Source organism: Kushneria halocnemicola (assembly GCF_965650455.1).
Taxonomy (GTDB): domain Bacteria; phylum Pseudomonadota; class Gammaproteobacteria; order Pseudomonadales; family Halomonadaceae; genus Kushneria.
Genome location: NZ_OZ287968.1, coordinates 95,149 through 111,299, shown reverse-complemented (window position 1 = coordinate 111,299; position 16,151 = coordinate 95,149). Strand labels below are relative to the sequence as shown.

Below are 16,151 nucleotides of genomic sequence, written 5' to 3'. Positions count from 1 at the left end.
GGCCGTCGTGCGGCCGGTTAAATGAGTGCCTGCACGGCGCACTCCACGCCACGAAGCTCGGCCAGCCCCTTTAGACGGCCGATCAGCGGATAGCCCGGGTTGGTCTGGCGTGTTTTGTCGTCGCAGAGCTTGTGACCGTGATCGGGTCGCATCGGCAGGCGGGCATCGCCACTCTCTTTGCGGCGTCGCTCCTCTTTAACCAGCTCGCCGATCACGCCGACCATATCGACATCGCCGTCCAGATGGCCCGCCTCGATAAAGCTTGCGGGGTCATCGACATCGCGCCGCGTGGCGCGCAGATGCACGAAATGAATGTGCGGGGCGAACTCACGCGCCATCGCTACCAGGTTGTTGTCCTCGCGCACGCCATAGGAGCCGGTGCAAAACGTCAGGCCGTTGGCCGGGCTTTTGACCTGATCGAGCACCCAGCGCGCGTCCTCGGCGGTCGAGACAATGCGCGGCAGGCCCAGCAGCGGGCGCGGCGGGTCATCCGGATGCACCGCCAGACGCAGCCCGAGGCGCTCGGCCACCGGCACCACGGCCTGCAGGAAATGACGATAGTTGGCGCGTAGCTGACCCTCGTCGATGGCCTCATACGCCCCCAGGTGCTCAAGAAACTGCGCCAGGGTGTAGTGCTGATCGGCGCCTGGCAGCCCGGCGATCAGGGTGGTGACCAGCCGCTCGCGCGCGGTGTCATCCATGCCCTCGAAACGCTGTCGCGCCGCCTCGATTTCAGCCTCGCTGTACAGTGCCCGGGCGCCGGGGCGCTCGAGAATGAACAGTTCAAAGGCGGCAAAACTTGTCTGGTCAAAACGCAGGGCCAGCCCGCCCTCTTCCAGCGGCCATTCAAGCTCGGTGCGCGTCCAGTCCAGAATCGGCATGAAGTTGTAGCACACCGTATCGATGCCGCAGGCGGCCAGGTTTTCCAGCGTCTGACAGAATACCCCGATGGCGCGGTCGCGAGCCTCGGCATCCAGCGCCTGCTTGATCGCCTCCGGCACCGGCACACTTTCCACCACCGACCATGACAGCCCCGCCGCCTCGATCAGGCGCTGGCGCGCGGCAATCTCTTCGACCGACCAGGGGACATCCGGGGCGTGACCGTGCAGTGCAGTGACGATGCCGGTAGCCCCGGCCTGACGGATCTCGGCCAGTGTCACCGGGTCGTTGGGGCCAAACCAGCGCCAGGTATGTTCCATGCCTCTCTCCTGCCTTTAAGCCTTTAAGCCTTTAAGCCCCGGGCGCTGCCCGGAGAATCTGACGTCGACTCAGATGCTGGCCAGATGCTGCTCAAGCGCGGCGCGCATGCCCAGGCGCTCGATGGCCTCCAGTGTTTGCTGCACCTGATCATTAAAACGCGGCGCGCTGACCAGCGTCGGGGCAAAGATCGCCTCGATGGCCATGGCGGCCACCGCCCGATCCGCGCTGCGCTCATGGCCATGGCACTGCGCCAGTTGATCCGCCATCGGGTCGCTGACCGGGTAGGCATGGCCCTGCTCGTCCTCGCCGCGGGTATAGCGAATCCACGCCGCCACGCCGAATACGGTGGCGGCCAGGGCCTGCTCGTCCTGACTCTCGGCCAGGCGTTGCTCACCGCCACGCAGCCAGCGCTGGGGAAGCTTCTGCGAGCCGTCCATGGCGATCTGGTGCAGGCGGTGACGCAGACTGTCGTTGCCAAAGCGCGCCATCAGCGCGTCGGCGTAGCCTTCCAGCGACACGCTTGCCGGCATCGATAGCGTTGGTGCGGCTTCCTCAAGCATGTAGCGACGCAGCAGCTTTTGCAGCAGCGGGTCAGCGACCGTCTGCGCAACCGTTTCCAGACCCATCAGGGGGCCGGTATAGGCCAAAAGCGAGTGCGCGCCGTTGAGCATGCGAAGCTTCATGGTCTCGAACGGCGCCACATCCTCGACCATTTCGACACCGGCCTGCCCCCAGTCGGGCCGGCCCTGGGGAAAGTGATCCTCGATCACCCACTGCAAAAAGGCCTCGCTGACCACGGCCGCGGAGTCGTCACAGCCCAGTGCCTGAAGGCGCTCGAAGGCCTCGTCGTCCATCGCCGGCACGATGCGATCCACCATGCTGGAAGGAAAGGCCACCTGCGTGTCGATCCACTCGGCAAGTTCGGTATCCCGCCTTTCGGCCAGGGCCACCACGGCCCGACGGGTGCGCTCGCCGTTGTCCGGCATGTTGTCACAGCAAAGCACCGTAAACGGCGGAATGCCGGCCTGTCGGCGCCGCGCCAGCGCCTCGACCAGAATGCCCGGCGCCGTACGCGGGGCCTCGGGATGGGCGATGTCGGCGGCAATGGCCGGCTCCTCGCTCAGCAGCGTCCCCTCACTGGGGCTCAGGTAATAGCCCTTCTCGGTGACCGTGAGCGTGACGATGCGGGTATTGGCATCACTCAGGCGGGACAGCAGCGCGGGGAGATCCTCGCCCTGCTGCCCCTGTCGATCGATGCCGGTAAACAGCGTCTCGCTGATGGCACGAATCTCGCGCAGGGTGACATGAGCGCGGTCGGTGTATTCGGCCAGATGGTAGCGAAACCCCTGGTCACGCAGGGTCTCCACCAGCGCGCGATTGCCGCGGATGTTGACGCTGCAGATGCCCCACTCACGCTCGCCGCGGGCGATGCACTGCTCCACCACCTGCGCCTGATGGGCCCGGTGGAAGGCGCCGAGTCCCAGATGCACGATCCCGATGCGCTCGGGCGCATGCCCGGAGGGAATGCGCACCACTTCGGGAGCGTCGTGGCTGTCGGATGAACTCATCAATCTCTCCTTGTCTGTGGCGCCGATACGGCGTCAAACGCCACGTTATCCTGCCGGTCCCATGACCAGATTGGGCAGCCACAGCGAAATGGCCGGGATGTACATCACCAGCCCCAGGACCGCCAGGTTGCACAGCAGAAACGGAATGATGGCGCGGGCCACTTCACTCATGCGGATCTCGCCGATCCCTGCTACCACGAACAGGCAGATGCCCACCGGCGGCGTGGTCAGACCGATCATCAGATTCAGTACCGCCATGATGCCAAAGTGCACCGGATCAACGCCGACGCCGGTCGCCACGCCCAGCAGCGCCGGGAACAAAATGATCAGCGCCGCAATGGTCTCCATGAAGGTGCCGACAAACAGCAAAATCAGATTGAGGATCAAAATCACCATCAGCGGGTTTTCGCTGATGCCCAGGATGCCATCGGCAATCATCTGCGGGATGCGCTCGCTGGTCAGAATCCAGCCAAACAGATTGGCCAGCCCCACCAGCATCATCAGCGCGGCGGAGGTCAGGGCAGCATCCACGAACAGCTTTGGCAGATTGCGCCAGTTCAGCCCCTTGTAGACGAACATGCCCACCACCATCGCGTAGATACAGGCCACGATCGAGGCCTCGGTGGGCGTAAAGAAGCCGCCGATGATCCCGTAGAGAATGATGAAGGTCATCAAAAGCGCCCAGAACGCGCTCTTGCCTTCGATCAGAATCTCCTTGAGCGTGGCGCGCTTCTCTTTCGGATAGCCCCGTTTGACCGCCAGCACATACACCGTGAGCATCATGCCCAGTGCCAGCAATATGCCCGGCACCACGCCTGCCATGAACATGCGACCGACCGAGATGCCGGAAAGCGACCCCACAATAATCATCGGCACGCTGGGCGGAATGATCGGGCCGATTGTCGAGGAAGCCGCCGTCACGGCTGCGGCAAAGGGCTTGTCATAGCCGGCTTTCGACATGCCGGGGATCATGACCGAGCCGACGCTTGCGGCGTCGGCCACGGCGGTGCCGGAAATGCCGCCAAAGATCATCGACCCGCCCACGTTGGCCAGCCCCAGGCCGCCGCGAATGTGACCGACCACGGCGTTGGAAAAGCGCACGATGTGTTCGGTGATGTTACCCACGTTCATCAGGTTACCGGCCAGAATGAAGCCTGGAATACACAGCAGAACAAACGAGTCCATGCCGGCAAACATGCGCTGGGGCACGATGGTCAGCGGGATACCGGCAAAAAACAGATAGGCCGCCGAGGAGATGCCAAGCGCGAAGGCGATCGGAATGCCGGCAAACAGCAGCACGAAAAATACGGCAAACAGCATCAATACTTCCATGGTGCTACCTCTGCCCGGTGCCGGGCGTTGTCTTGTGGTCACGAGACAGGCCCAAAAGCCCGGCCACGGCTTCAATGGCACCGATCACGCCATACAAAATGACCATGGCAAACAGCACCACGGTGGCGCCAAAGACCCACTGCATCGATACCTTGAGCGCCGGCGAGGTCTGAAAGGCGCCGATGCTGGCGTACTGCCAGGCATAGGGCAGGATCAGCCAGGCAAAGCCGACCAGCACGACGCTCATCAACAGCTGATAGAGACAGGCGCCCCTGACACCGAATCGGTGATGAAAGAGCTCCAGACTGATGTGCTTGCCGCGGCGCATGACCAGTCCGGCACTCACGGCAATCATCATGATAAAGAGATAGCGCGACAGCTCCTCGGTCCAGACCGGTGCCGCCGGCAGTATCAAACGCCCCAGAATCTGCACGATCACGACGCCGGCGATGGCCACCAGTATCAGCCCGGCGACCGTTGCGAGTATTCGATCCAGAACGTTGACCAGGGCGCCGAACACCCCGCCCAGACGCGGCACCCGACCCAGAACATCGAGCGCTTCCAGCGCCTCGCTGGCCCGTTTTTCAGTGTCACTCACGTTGTCTCTCCTGCTGTCACGCCCTCCGGGCAATATGCACGGAAGGCGTGAGAGTCAGCGGTTTGCCCATGGCTCGACGACGAGCCGGCAGCGATCAGAGCTGTTCGATACGCTCGAGAAGCGCGGTCTGCTCCGGATCAAGCGCCTTTTTGATGGCCGGCATGGCCTTGTCGGCAAAGGCCTGGGTGTCGACCTCGACAAAGGTCATGCCCTTGTCCTTGAGCGCCTGTTCAAGACGGGTCTGGTCTTCGGCAAAAAGCTCACGCTCATAGCCTTGCATGTCGCCGGCGGCCTCGCGCACGACCTGCTGCAGATCGTCGGGCATGCCCTCAAGCTGGCGCTTGCCGATCACGACATAGATCCAGCTTCTGACGTGATCGGTCATGTTCACGTAATCCTGCACTTCGGACAGGCTCGCGCTTTCGATCAGCGACAGCGGGTTTTCCTGACCGTCGATGGTGCCCTGCTGCAGCGAGGTGAACACTTCGCTGAAGGCCATGGGCGTAGGCCGTGCCCCCAGCGCCTGCCAGGTGTCCACAAACAGCGGCACGTTGGGCACGCGCAGACGCAGACCCTTCAGGTCATCCGGTGTCTTGATCTCGCGATTGGCGGTCAGCTCACGGGCGCCGCGCTCAAACCAGGTCAGCGGGACCAGGCCGGTACGCTCGGTAATCTGGGCTTCGATCTCGCTGCCGATCTCGCCATCAACCGCCCTTTCCAGCTGGTCGCTGTCACGAAAGGCGTAGGGGACGGCCATCATGGCGGCCTTGGGCGCCCAGTTCTGCAGGCTCTCACCGGTAATGGTGATATCCGCCGTGCCCAGCTGGATGGAGTTGATCATGTCCATCTCGTTGCCCAGCTGCTCGTTGGGATAGACCTGCACTTCGATACGACCGTCGGAGTTCTTTTCGACCTCCTCCTTGAAGTGCATGGCGGCCTTGTTCCAGATGTTCTGCTCGTTGGCCAGGTGACCGAACTTCAGCGTGTAGTCGGCGGCCTGTACCGGCGTGGCCATTGCCAGAACCCCGGCGGCCAGCACGCCGGCACTGATAAGCTGCGACAGACGCAGACGAGACAATTGACGCATCGACATACCTTGCTCCTGCAGGGCCCGGGCCCTGATCAAAATCCAGCGGTGGGATCATCGGCTGCTCGGCAGCCCGTATCTATCACCCTGCTCGTTTCCAGGCAGGACACCATCGACCTACCAGTGCCAGAGCGTGCCATCCTCGAGCCGATTGACCGGCAGGCTGGCGCGCTTGTAGGGGTACTTCGCCGCCAGTGCCTCGTCGATATCCACGCCGTGGCCGGGGGCTTCGCCCGGCGTAAAGTGGCCATCCTCGAAGCGGTAGGCGTGCGGGAAAACTTCCTCGATCTCCTCGCTGTGCGGCATATGCTCCTGAATGCCGAAGTTGGGCACCCAGGTATCGAAATGCAGCGCCGCGCCCATGCAGACCGGCGACAGATCGGTCGGACCGTGAAAGCCGGTGCGCACGTGATACAGCTCGGCCAGTGCCGCGATGCGGCGGACATGCGTGATACCGCCGGCATGGGTCAGGGTGGCGCGGATGTAGTCGATCGACTGTGACTCGATCAGCTCGCGGCAGTCGTGGATGGAGTTGAAGACCTCCCCCACCGCCAGCGGCGTGGTGGTGTGCTGACGAATCATTTTGAAGGCGCTCTGGTTTTCGGCCGGCACGCAGTCCTCGAGCCAGAACAGATGATAGGGCTCGACCTCCTTGCCCAGTCGCGCCGCCTCGATGGGCGTCAGGCGGTGGTGCACGTCATGCAGGATGTGCAGGTCGTCACCGAAGCGCTCGCGAACGGCCTGAAAGAGCTTTGGCACGTGGTTGAGATACTTCGAGGTGCTCCAGACGTTCTCGCTGGGCAGGCTCGAATCGGCCGGCTCATAGCGCTCGCCGGCCTTTTTGGCCACGCCATAGGTGGAGGCGATGCCGGGAATGCCGCACTGAACGCGCACGGCGCGATAGCCCTGCTCGACGTGGCGGGCAACCTCTTCAAGACAGCCCTCGATGTCGTGGCCGGTGGCGTGGCCATAGACCATGATCCGGTCGCGGCTCTTGCCGCCCAGCAGCTTGTAGAGCGGCAGACCGGCAACCTTGCCCATGATGTCCCACAGCGCCATGTCCACGGCACTGATCGCCGACATGGTGACCGGCCCCCGGCGCCAGTAGGCACCGCGATAGAAAAACTGCCAGATATCCTCGATGTTCGATGGATCGCGCCCGATCAGTGCCGGGGCCACGTGCTCCTCGAGATAGGCCACGACCGCCAGTTCCCGACCGTTGAGCGTGGCATCGCCGATGCCGTAGACCCCTTCATCGGTTTCGATTTTCAGCGTGACCAGATTTCGACCCGGACAGGTGACGATGACGCGTGCATCCACAATCTTCATAAGGGTTCTCTGCCTGTGTACATCAATGACGCCAGGCTACCTGCATTGTTATTGGTATACCAAATAGACATTGGTATACATCGGCGTCGCAAACCTTCACAACCGGCTTTAAAGTGTTGTCAGATAGGCTTTATCAGCACATCGTGCTGGAATTGGCATGCCGAAAAGAAGCGTCCGGTAACCGGAGTTGTCGTGGCCGATCACCGATCGGCGCCATCATGGGGAGGTCGGGATGCGCCGACAGTATCAGATCATTGGCGAGCAGATCGGCGAGCAGATCGATCGCGACGGCTATCGCCCCGGCGACAGGCTGCCCACGGAGCGTGAGTACGCCGAACGCTTTGATGTCAGCCGTACGGTGGTACGCGAAGCCTTCATCATGCTGGAGCTGGCCGGGCGCGTAGAGGTACGCAAGGGGTCGGGCACCTATGTCTGTCACGCCGACGAAGCCCCCCTGCCCTCGCCGGCGCCTGCAGGGCCTGTCGAGGACATCGGGCCCTTCGAGCTTTTGAAGGCGCGTCAGGTGGTGGAAAGCGCCGTGGCCGCGGCGGCGGCCGAGCTGGTCACGCCGAGCGATATGCGCGCCCTGTCTGCCCTGCTGGCCCAGGAGCGACAGGCGCTGAAAACTTCCATTGGCGGGAAGGAGCTGACCAACGCGCCCGATCAGGCCGACCGGGCCTTTCATCTCTTGATTGCCAGAGCCAGCCAGAACACCCTGCTCGAGGACGCCGTCAATCGACTCTGGGAGCAGCGCGATCGCAGCCGCATGTGGCGGCGTCTGCACGGGCGCATCATGGACTTTTCCTATCGCCGCAGCTGGCTTGATGACCATGATCGTATTCTTGCCTGCCTTAAAAAACGGGACAGCGCCGGTGCTCATGACGCGATGTGGGCCCACATCGATCATGTCATGCATACGCTGTTCACCCACTCCGATACCGATGACCCGGGGTTTGACGGCTACCTCTTTACCCGCGGCATCGAGCCTCCGACCTCCTGATCTCTCCCGCCCGCTGACGGCAGGTACCTTATCTGCCGGGTCGCCAGCCCCATGCATCTGACCTAATGTAGACAGATGCAGCGCGCGAATCTGCATTCAATCCCGACAGACCGCGCGGCGAATAACAATTCCAACAGCTCTGGTCAGCAGCCCCTTTGTGCTGACCGACACGGGAGGTGGCATGGCGTGGCTGGACTATGCGGTGATCACGGTGTACCTGGGCGGCTTTTTGCTGCTGGGGCAGCTGTTCAGAAAGCAGCACACCGGCAAGGACTACTTTCTGGGCAGCCGCAGTTTTGGCTGGTTCCCGCTGTCACTGTCGGCGGCGGCCACCCAGCTTTCAGCGGTGAGCTTTATCTCGGCGCCTGCCTTTGTCGGCATGAAAGACGGCGGCGGCCTGATCTGGCTGACCTATGAGTTTGCCGTGCCGCTGGCGATGATGGCGCTGATCGTGCTCTTTTTCCCGACGCTTTATGCCGCCGGCGTGGTCAGCATCTACGGCTATCTGGAAAAACGCTTCGGGCGCAGTACCCGCATTCTGCTAAGCCTTGTCTTTCAGTTCTCGCGCGCCTTCGCCACCAGCGTCATGGTCTACGCCATCGCACTGATTCTCACCCATGCCATCGGCCTGCCGCTGTGGGCCACCATTGTCGTCATCGGCGTGGTCACGCTGGTGTATTCGTGTCAGGGCGGCATGAAGGCCGTGGTCTACGGCGATGTGATCCAGATGGCGTTGCTGGTGACCGGTCTGGTGGTCTGTCTGGTGTTTGCCCTGTCGCTGATCGGCGGCTGGGATGTCTTTATCGCCAATGTCGACCCGGCACGCCTTGAAACCGTGCGCTTTGATGACTTCGGCATCAGCAGTGGCAACAACGGTTTCGGCTTCTGGCCCATGGTGGTTGGCGGGCTGTTTCTCTACGCCGCCTATTACGGCGCCGACCAGAGCCAGGCCCAGCGGCTGCTGTCCGCCCGTGACGCGCGCACCGTGCGCCATACCCTGCTGGCCAACGGACTGCTGCGCTTTCCGGTCACGCTGTGCTACTGCCTTTTGGGGCTGGTGCTGGGCACCCTTGCCGTGACGCACCCGGAATTTCGCGCCCTGGTGCCCGTGGATGAACCGGATCTGATGGTGCCGCTGTTCATGCGCGACTATCTGCCCGCGGGGCTGACCGGCATTTTGATCGTGGCGATCTTTTCAGCGGCCATGTCCTCGGTCAGCTCGGCGATCAATTCGCTGTCGGCGGCCAGCGTCGAGGATCTTTTCGTGCGCGGCCGTGACATCGATGACAAGCGCTACATGCGCCTCTCCCGTCTTGCCTCCATCTTCTGGGGCGTGGTCTGCATCACGCTGGCCTTTTTTACCGGCAACATCGCCTCGACCATCATTGAGGCGATCAACAAGGTCGGCTCGCTCTTTTTCGGCCCGATGCTGGCCACCTTTCTGGCCGCCATCCTGATCCGGCGCATCAACGGTATCGGGGCCAACTGCGGACTGATCACAGGCGTCGGTCTCAACGCCTTTTTGTGGCTTTATGTGCCGCAGCTTTTCTGGTTCTGGTGGAACGTCATCGGGGCCGTGGCCATGCTCGTCGTCGCTCTGATCGTCAGCGCCGTGACACAGCGCCGCACACACAGCGAGGTCATGCCCCGCCCCGTGCTGGATCTTCATGTGCCCACAATCGCGATACTGGGCGCGTTTTTTATAATCATCGTGGGATTTAGCGTCTGGCTGCCGAGCCTTTTTGGGTAATTCAATCGCCTCGATAGCTGAACTCAGCCTTGATATCGGGGCAGGACATACCGAAATTGCTTATGAGCAGATTGCGATGGCGTGCCATGACAACACGCCACCCAGCCCGGCAGCAGCGGGCCGTTTTCACTGGTCTCGACAAAAGGATGTGACTCATGAGCAGTGCCAGCACGCGCAACATCAAGGATGCCAACCAGAAGAGCGCAACGACGCTTTATCCGACGCGCAACGATATCCCCGAAGGCGAGCGCGAAAAGGTCGTGGCGGTCATGAATGCTCGACTGGCCGAGCTGATCGACCTGGCGCTGGTGATCAAGCAGGCCCACTGGAACCTCAAGGGACCGCAGTTCATCGCCGTTCACGAGATGCTTGACGGTTTCAGAAGCGGCATCGATGCCCACGTCGATGAAGTCGCCGAGCGTCTGGTCCAGCTGGGCGGCACAGCACTGGGCACGGTGCAACAGGTTTCGAAGAACACCAGCCTGGAAAGCTATCCGGCCAACATTCACCGCATCGAGGATCATCTCAAGGCGCTGGCCGATCACTACGCCGGGGTGGGTGCCACGGTGCGCAAGTCCATCAATGAGGCCGACGAGCTCGGCGATGCCGACTCTTCCGACCTGTTGACCGGTGTCTCGCGCACGCTCGACAGCAACCTGTGGTTCATCGAGGCTCACATGCAGGAAGGTGCCTGAGCCCCGGGCGCACACTTTCGGCCATGCCGTCGGCATTGAAATGACAACGGGAGCGCCCATCAGGGCGCTCCCGTTTTTTAATGCCAAACCCGTTACTCAGGGCATCTCGGGCATGTACTCGACATCGATGATGGCGCCGCGATGGCCGATGACAGTGGCCGCCAGCCGATGGCCCCAGCGCGCGGCCTGCTCGACATCGCCGCCGGTCAGGCGACAGGCCAGATAGCCGGCGCTGAAGGAGTCCCCCGCCGCCGTGGTGTCTACCACCTTCTCGACCCGCTCGCCGGCCACTTCATGACGCACGCCCTCATACTCGATCAGACAGCTTTCGGCGCCGCGCTTGATCACGATCTCGCCCACACCCTGGTCGCGATAAAACGCAAACAGCGCTTCGGGTGTTTCAAAGCCAAACAGCGCCTGGTCATCCTCGAAGGTGACAATGGCCAGATCGACGTGTGCCAGCAGCGCCTGATGCGCGTGACGGGCGCTCTCGGCGTCCTGCCAGAGCCGAGGGCGGTAGTTGTTGTCAAACACCACCTTCACGCCCCGGGCCCGCAGCCCGGACAGTCCCGCCATCAATCGCTCGCGGCCCTGATCGGTCAGAATGGCCAGACTGATGCCGCTGAGATAGAGCGTATTGCTGTGCGCCAGGCTTTCAAGCAGCCGCTCGCCCTCCTCGCCATCGAACATGAAACGGGCCGCGGCCTCACTGCGCCAGTAGTGAAAGCGCCGTTCGCCGGTCTCGTCGGTTTCGATGAAATAAAGCCCCGGCAGGCGCGACTCAAGGGTTCTGACGCTGTCGGTGCCGACGTTTTCCCGGGTAAAGCGCTCACGCATGGCCTGACTGAAACCGTCACTGCCCAGCGCCGTGACGTATTCCACTTTCAGCGATGTTCCCGCAAGACGAGCCAGATAGGCCGCCGTATTGAAGCTGTCGCCACCGAAGGTCTGATGAATGGACTGGCCCGGCCGACCATGCATTTCGATCATGCATTCGCCCATAAGCGCGATGGTTGATGACAAGATGGTTCTCCCTTTCCGGCATTGTATTTTGCGACGATGCACCCGAAGCTAGTCTGACTCAAGCCATTACAATATTCCCAAAATTTCATGACTGTTACCGAGAGAACAGTTTCAGGAGCCCCCCCCATGGCACGCATCAAATGCCTGATCTTCGACTGCGACGGCACTCTGGTCGACAGTGAACCCCTGCTGGCCGACGTTCTGGCGCAGAGTCTGCCGGAGGCCGGTCTGCCCTTCACGGCAAGCGATTACATGAATGAATTTCGCGGCGTGGTGTATGCCCATATCGTGGCGGAACTCGAAAAGCGCCATGGCGCCGTGGATGAGACGGTCAAAAAAGAGACCGAAACGCGCATGCGCGCGCGTCTGATGGCCGGTCTCAAGGACAATCTGCAGATCATTGCCGGCATCGAGGCGGCCATGGAAACCCTGGCACCGGACTATCTGTGCTGTGTGGCCTCCAACGGACCGCTCAGCAAGATTCGCCAGTCCATGGAAGTCTCCGGACTGGGGCGCTTTTTCGGCGAGCATCTTTTTTCAGCCTATGAGGTAGGTCACTTCAAGCCGGACCCCGGGCTCTTTTTGCACGCCGCTCGCGCCATGGGCGTAGCGCCCGAGGCGTGTCTGGTCATCGATGACGCCCCCGTGGGCGTCACGGCAGCGCTGGACGCCGGCATGCAGGTGGCCCATATCAATCACTTTCCCGCAGAAGAGACCACGCCTGCACGAGCGCATGAACTGCTTTACATGAAGGATCTGCCCGCGCTGGTGCAAAGGCTGAATCAGGCCTGAGCCGGGCACCATGGCGCGTGACAGTGGTCAAAGCCATTATTGATCCCATGTATTGCCGGACAAGGAGACCTCCCATGGCACGCAGCGAACAGGAAATGATCGACGGTCTGTTTTCCCGTCTCAAGGAAGCCGAGGCGCAGACCGGCGAGCGTGACGAACAGGCGCAAAAGCGCATTGACGACCACGTTAATGAGCAGCCCGGCGCGCCCTACTACATGGCGCAGACCATCCTGGTACAGGAGGCGGCCATCAAGCGTCTCAACGCCCGCGTCGAGGCGCTGGAGAAGCAGAAAAGCGAGAAGCGCAGCAGCGGTGGCTTTCTGGCCGGTATCTTCGGTGCCGGTCAGGAGGATGAAAAACCCGCCGAGCAAGGCCGCCCCTCGAGCGCGTCAGGCCGCACGGCCGCTGCTGGCCCGGGACAGAACTGGCAGACCAGCGGCCCGGCATCAAACGCCCCCGGCAATGCCATGCGAGGTGGTGGCACGCGCGGCGGCGGCTTTTTGGGCGGGGCCCTGCAAACGGCGGCCGGCGTGGCCGGCGGGGTCATGCTCGGCAACATGCTGATGGGTATGTTCGGCAACCACCATGGCGATGCGATGGCCGATGCCATCGACGACCCGGTCGGCACCGACGACCAGAGCGATGCCGCAGACAGTAGCGACACCGGCACCGATCAGGGCGGGTTTGAACCGACTGGCTACGACGCCCAGGACAGTGCGCCTCAGGATGACGGCGGCTTTCAGGATGACAGCTCGTTTTTCGGCGGTGATGCAGGAGGATTTGACGACTTTGATGAACTCTGATGCCCGGCAGGGCCTTTCATGACGACAGGCATGGACAAACCGTAACGATATCCGTACCATATGCCGCCTTCGGAGAGGTGGTCGAGTGGCCGAAGGCGCCGGTCTCGAAAACCGGAGTGGGTTTGCGCCCACCGAGGGTTCGAATCCCTCCCTCTCCGCCATATCTGAAAAAACCGGTCCCAGTGGCCGGTTTTTTTATGCCTGCATGAAACGCTGATCTTTTTCGGGTCGGTGTCGGCCTCTCCTGCCCCCCAGATTCGGACATGAAAAAACCGGCGACAAGCGCCGGCCCTGGCAGATACTTTCGCGGCTTGTAACGCCGACGAGCGCTACTCCTGATACGGCATGGATTGCGCCGCCGTGCCCGAGGCGGGCTGGACCGGCTCGGCCACACGACGCAGCTCGATGTTGTGCGTGGTGTTGATGGGCTGACCGTTACAGTTCAACTGACGCAAACGGTCGTCACCGACGACCTGAAAGCTCATGCATCGCTCGTCGCTTTCCGGGTCGAGTCGATAGATCACGGCCTGCGGGTCGACCTGATTGCCACGCGTCACGACCCAGTCGCCTGCGCGCGTTCGGACATCGCGCTCGTCACTGCCACCCAGATAGCGCTGCTTGAGCGTGTAGGTCGCACCAAAACCTGTCATGCCGGAGGACACCAGCGTCAGCTCGGTTTCGATGCCCTCGCAGTCAGCGCAGGGCAGCACGCCCTGCCAGCTTTCGGCCACGGACATGACCTGCGGTGCCGATGACACCTGCGGCTGCTGGCTGCAGCCTCCCAGTACCAGACCGGCGGCTGCCAGCATGATGCCTCTGGAAAAAGCTTTTTTCATGACGCGCTCCCGTTTGCCGTTGACTGTCGTGCCCGGTCCAGCTCTGACCACACGTGACTATAGGCAACCGTAGTCGAGTCGCAAGCGCCTGTCGTGGCCGTCAGGAGATGATTCGATCGCGCCCGCGCCCCTTGGCCTGATAAAGCTTTTGATCCACGCCTTCTACCAGGTCATTGCTGCTCATGCCTCGGGCATTGATGATGCCGGCCGAAAAGGTGACCTGCAGCCCGCGCGGCCCAAGGTATTCAAGCGACAGGGTCTGACGAAGGCGTTCGAGCGCCTGAAGCGCACCGCATTGATCGATGCCCGGCAGGATCAGCATGAACTCTTCCCCGCCCCAGCGCACCAGGATATCGCTGGCACGCAGCTGGCGCGACAGTACCTCGGCGAACTGCTGGAGTACCTGATCACCGACGGTGTGTCCGTAGTCATCGTTGACGCGCTTGAAGTGATCGATATCCAGCAGGGCCACGCTGATATCGAGCCCCTGACGCTCGGCCTGCTCAAGAGCCGCTTCGAGACTGCTGATGCCGAAACGACGGTTGCGAATGCCGGTCAGCTCGTCGTGCGTGGCAAGATATTCAAGCCGCACGTTTTTCTCTTCCAGTGCCATCTCGAGCTTTTTACGCTCGCTGATGTCGACCAGAAAAATGACATCACGCGGCCGGCCATCCTCGCCCTCGATGCGCACGCTTTCGACAATGACCGTATGACGCTCGCCGTGACGCGCGACCAGTTCGCACTCCCCGAACTGCTGGCTGTGGCCATGATGGCTGCCCTGTGCGCCATGCTGCTGGCGCAGCAGGTACTGATGGCTGCTGTAGGGCACCACCATCGAAAAGGGGCGACCGATCAGCTCGTGCTCCTCATAGCCATGAAAGCGGCAGTAAGCCGGATTGACCATTTCGAAGCGGCCATCTTCGGTCAGCACACAGATGCCCATGGGCGTGGCGTTGATGATGCTCGAAATGCACTCCTGACTGCGCCTGAGCTCTTCGTGCTGAACGATCTGCTGGGTACAGTCCTGCACTACCATCATGATTCGCTGCGTCGGGCCGTCATCGGCCAGCCGACAACCGGTGAGGCCAAGCGCCATACGCCGGCCACCGTCGTTGAAACGAAGCCAGCGCACGCGCGGAATCTGCCTCTGACCGGCCGTCTCATTATCGAGATACCAGTCATGAGCAGGATGATGCCCCTGTTCATCGGGGTACCACTGCCAGGGTTCATTTTCGTCAAAGGGTGCAAAATGGTTCAGCAGGGCTCTGGCAGACTCGTTGATGCCTTCAAGCGTAACGCGCTCGCCACACCGGTAGACCAGTGCCGCGATGTTCAGCTTGTCGAGTGCCTCGATGGACGGGCAGTCGTCGGCGGGCGGCGGACAATGACTCATCTTGTGATGGTTACCTTTAATTACGTAAGCATTACTCATGGTCACATTATGGACACCGCTTCCACCTGCTTCCTGTCTGATTAATGCATTAATCATTTCTGACCAGAAAATACAGGGCAAAGAGTGCAAATGGCACAGGTCACATGAGCGAGCAACGTACCGGGGCATGGGATAATTAGGCTAAAAATTCGGAAGGGAATGATAAAAAATGGAACTTCATTGATCAGTCGAAAGGGTGATCCTGACGTATGCCGTTCGACACCTGCCGACCTGCGCCAAAAACATGAAAACCACGGCCGACCGGCTCATGATCGAAGACGTCACGCTGGCGGTTTCGCTTTACATTCCCTGACACTGCCATGGCTCTCCAGCCCTTCTGCCCTGCGAGATTTGCGGGCGTGAAAACCCTTGATGATTTGCCTTTTGCCATTACATGTCGGCCATCGGCCATCGGCCTTTTCAACCGGTCATTGAAAGGCATTGTGATCTCACGCCGGTGGCGTCATATCCACTGTCATCAGATAATCATCGGTATCATTTTGCTGTCGAGTTACCCATTGGCATGAAAGACTATAAGCCACGAGCCCCGTTTTTTCAGATGCTTTTTGTATAATCTGCGCCGTATTGAATGCCTGTTGATCGATGGCAGCGTCGCGCGCTTTTGGCCACCGGGGCCCTTGATTGCATGAATGACGCGCGCCTGAGCCGAGCCCTTTCAGGCGCCAACAGCGACAGGCTCTGGACG

Annotated in this window: 14 protein-coding genes and 1 tRNA gene; 6 read left to right on the top strand and 9 right to left on the bottom strand. The window is 61.5% G+C overall.

The window, feature by feature from the left end; all coding sequences use genetic code 11:
- Positions 1 to 17 precede the first annotated feature (17 nt).
- The 6 genes from uxuA to manD all read right to left on the bottom strand — a co-directional run bounded on the left by uxuA (position 18) and on the right by manD (position 7,114).
- The gene (gene uxuA, locus ACS92L_RS00490; RefSeq protein ID WP_438766295.1) at positions 18 to 1,199 is read right to left on the bottom strand and encodes a mannonate dehydratase; all 1,182 of its coding nucleotides are present in this window, start codon (positions 1,197 to 1,199) and stop codon (positions 18 to 20) included.
- 69 nt (positions 1,200 to 1,268) lie between these two features.
- Positions 1,269 to 2,768: a mannitol dehydrogenase family protein gene (locus tag ACS92L_RS00485; RefSeq protein WP_438766294.1), complete on the bottom strand. Its 1,500-nt coding sequence runs from the start codon at positions 2,766 to 2,768 to the stop codon at positions 1,269 to 1,271.
- A gap of 45 nt (positions 2,769 to 2,813) precedes the next feature.
- Positions 2,814 to 4,100, bottom strand: a complete 1,287-nt coding sequence (locus ACS92L_RS00480) for a TRAP transporter large permease (protein WP_438766293.1) — start codon at positions 4,098 to 4,100, stop codon at positions 2,814 to 2,816.
- 4 nt (positions 4,101 to 4,104) lie between these two features.
- Positions 4,105 to 4,698 carry a TRAP transporter small permease gene (locus tag ACS92L_RS00475; protein ID WP_438766292.1) on the bottom strand — a complete coding sequence of 198 codons (594 nt, stop codon included), beginning with the start codon at positions 4,696 to 4,698 and terminating at the stop codon, positions 4,105 to 4,107.
- Between the two features lie 94 nt (positions 4,699 to 4,792).
- Positions 4,793 to 5,791 carry a TRAP transporter substrate-binding protein gene (locus ACS92L_RS00470; protein ID WP_438766291.1) on the bottom strand — a complete coding sequence of 333 codons (999 nt, stop codon included), beginning with the start codon at positions 5,789 to 5,791 and terminating at the stop codon, positions 4,793 to 4,795.
- Between the two features lie 111 nt (positions 5,792 to 5,902).
- The gene (gene manD, locus ACS92L_RS00465) at positions 5,903 to 7,114 is read right to left on the bottom strand and encodes a D-mannonate dehydratase ManD (protein WP_438766290.1); all 1,212 of its coding nucleotides are present in this window, start codon (positions 7,112 to 7,114) and stop codon (positions 5,903 to 5,905) included.
- 232 nt (positions 7,115 to 7,346) lie between these two features.
- Here manD and ACS92L_RS00460 point away from each other — a divergent pair, with 232 nt between their 5' ends.
- The 3 genes from ACS92L_RS00460 to dps all read left to right on the top strand — a co-directional run bounded on the left by ACS92L_RS00460 (position 7,347) and on the right by dps (position 10,559).
- The gene (locus ACS92L_RS00460) at positions 7,347 to 8,114 is read left to right on the top strand and encodes an FCD domain-containing protein (protein WP_438766289.1); all 768 of its coding nucleotides are present in this window, start codon (positions 7,347 to 7,349) and stop codon (positions 8,112 to 8,114) included.
- A gap of 181 nt (positions 8,115 to 8,295) precedes the next feature.
- Positions 8,296 to 9,864 (top strand): sodium:solute symporter family transporter, encoded by a 1,569-nt coding sequence (locus ACS92L_RS00455; RefSeq protein ID WP_438766287.1) that lies wholly within the window; start codon positions 8,296 to 8,298, stop codon positions 9,862 to 9,864.
- A gap of 155 nt (positions 9,865 to 10,019) precedes the next feature.
- Positions 10,020 to 10,559 (top strand): DNA starvation/stationary phase protection protein Dps, encoded by a 540-nt coding sequence (dps, locus tag ACS92L_RS00450; protein WP_438766286.1) that lies wholly within the window; start codon positions 10,020 to 10,022, stop codon positions 10,557 to 10,559.
- 96 nt (positions 10,560 to 10,655) lie between these two features.
- Here the strand turns inward: dps and ACS92L_RS00445 are convergent, their stop codons facing one another.
- Complete coding sequence (locus ACS92L_RS00445; RefSeq protein ID WP_438766284.1) at positions 10,656 to 11,582, bottom strand: sugar kinase; 927 nt, start codon at positions 11,580 to 11,582, stop codon at positions 10,656 to 10,658.
- Between the two features lie 126 nt (positions 11,583 to 11,708).
- Here ACS92L_RS00445 and ACS92L_RS00440 point away from each other — a divergent pair, with 126 nt between their 5' ends.
- From ACS92L_RS00440 to ACS92L_RS00430, 3 genes are all read left to right on the top strand, one after another.
- The gene (locus tag ACS92L_RS00440; protein WP_438766283.1) at positions 11,709 to 12,374 is read left to right on the top strand and encodes an HAD family hydrolase; all 666 of its coding nucleotides are present in this window, start codon (positions 11,709 to 11,711) and stop codon (positions 12,372 to 12,374) included.
- 74 nt (positions 12,375 to 12,448) lie between these two features.
- Positions 12,449 to 13,177 (top strand): DUF2076 domain-containing protein, encoded by a 729-nt coding sequence (locus ACS92L_RS00435; protein ID WP_438766281.1) that lies wholly within the window; start codon positions 12,449 to 12,451, stop codon positions 13,175 to 13,177.
- A 71-nt stretch (positions 13,178 to 13,248) separates the two neighbouring features.
- Positions 13,249 to 13,338: transfer RNA gene (locus tag ACS92L_RS00430), tRNA-Ser, on the top strand.
- 168 nt (positions 13,339 to 13,506) lie between these two features.
- Here ACS92L_RS00430 and ACS92L_RS00425 read toward each other — a convergent pair.
- Both ACS92L_RS00425 and ACS92L_RS00420 read right to left on the bottom strand, forming a co-directional pair.
- Positions 13,507 to 14,013 (bottom strand): copper resistance protein NlpE, encoded by a 507-nt coding sequence (locus ACS92L_RS00425; RefSeq protein WP_438766280.1) that lies wholly within the window; start codon positions 14,011 to 14,013, stop codon positions 13,507 to 13,509.
- A gap of 100 nt (positions 14,014 to 14,113) precedes the next feature.
- Positions 14,114 to 15,406, bottom strand: coding sequence for a sensor domain-containing diguanylate cyclase (locus tag ACS92L_RS00420; RefSeq protein WP_438766279.1), 1,293 nt, complete (start codon positions 15,404 to 15,406; stop codon positions 14,114 to 14,116).
- Between the last annotated feature and the right edge of the window lie 745 nt (positions 15,407 to 16,151).

Bases quoted from the DNA above. Each gene is read 5' to 3' on its own strand.
- ACS92L_RS00455 (WP_438766287.1), top strand. From the start codon at position 8,296: ATGGCGTGGCTGGACTATGCGGTGATCACGGTGTACCTGGGCGGCTTT.
- ACS92L_RS00485 (WP_438766294.1), bottom strand. From the start codon at position 2,768: ATGAGTTCATCCGACAGCCACGACGCTCCCGAAGTGGTGCGCATTCCC.
- dps (WP_438766286.1), top strand. From the start codon at position 10,020: ATGAGCAGTGCCAGCACGCGCAACATCAAGGATGCCAACCAGAAGAGC.
- ACS92L_RS00470 (WP_438766291.1), bottom strand. From the start codon at position 5,791: ATGTCGATGCGTCAATTGTCTCGTCTGCGTCTGTCGCAGCTTATCAGT.
- ACS92L_RS00460 (WP_438766289.1), top strand. From the start codon at position 7,347: ATGCGCCGACAGTATCAGATCATTGGCGAGCAGATCGGCGAGCAGATC.
- ACS92L_RS00480 (WP_438766293.1), bottom strand. From the start codon at position 4,100: ATGGAAGTATTGATGCTGTTTGCCGTATTTTTCGTGCTGCTGTTTGCC.
- manD (WP_438766290.1), bottom strand. From the start codon at position 7,114: ATGAAGATTGTGGATGCACGCGTCATCGTCACCTGTCCGGGTCGAAAT.
- uxuA (WP_438766295.1), bottom strand. From the start codon at position 1,199: ATGGAACATACCTGGCGCTGGTTTGGCCCCAACGACCCGGTGACACTG.
- ACS92L_RS00440 (WP_438766283.1), top strand. From the start codon at position 11,709: ATGGCACGCATCAAATGCCTGATCTTCGACTGCGACGGCACTCTGGTC.
- ACS92L_RS00425 (WP_438766280.1), bottom strand. From the start codon at position 14,013: ATGAAAAAAGCTTTTTCCAGAGGCATCATGCTGGCAGCCGCCGGTCTG.
- ACS92L_RS00420 (WP_438766279.1), bottom strand. From the start codon at position 15,406: ATGAGTCATTGTCCGCCGCCCGCCGACGACTGCCCGTCCATCGAGGCA.
- ACS92L_RS00435 (WP_438766281.1), top strand. From the start codon at position 12,449: ATGGCACGCAGCGAACAGGAAATGATCGACGGTCTGTTTTCCCGTCTC.